We start from the raw sequence: 301 nt of genomic DNA, 5'->3' as shown, positions 1-301 counted from the left end.
TCAATACTGAACTACCTATTTTCAGTAGCCAACAGATAGACACTAAAGTGCCTTTTACACCACAACTCGTGCCGCAATTTGCTAAAACACTGACTCCAGTAAGCAGCACTAAGCGTACGGCCTACCGCTATAGTTTTGCAGGGGGCTTACCAGATCTTCATGCCTTTCCCTATGATGAGTTTAAGCGGTTTTTGGTAAAGGCGTGTCGCAAAACCAATGTCAGTCACTTTCACTATTCAGACATTGCGGGGTGCGAGTTACTGAAATCCCAAATTCAGGCGTATTTGCGCCGAGCAAGGGG

The 301-nt window shown here is 46.2% G+C and carries 1 pseudogene; it reads left to right on the top strand.

Annotated elements, in window-relative coordinates:
• Nucleotides 1-301, top strand: a pseudogene (locus CWC11_RS23080) (MocR-like pyridoxine biosynthesis transcription factor PdxR); the annotation flags it as partial.

The organism is Pseudoalteromonas sp. S3178 (assembly GCF_005886985.1).
Lineage (GTDB): Bacteria > Pseudomonadota > Gammaproteobacteria > Enterobacterales > Alteromonadaceae > Pseudoalteromonas > Pseudoalteromonas carrageenovora.
Note: the sequence above shows the minus strand (reverse complement) of the source record. Positions and strands in the feature narration are given on the sequence as shown.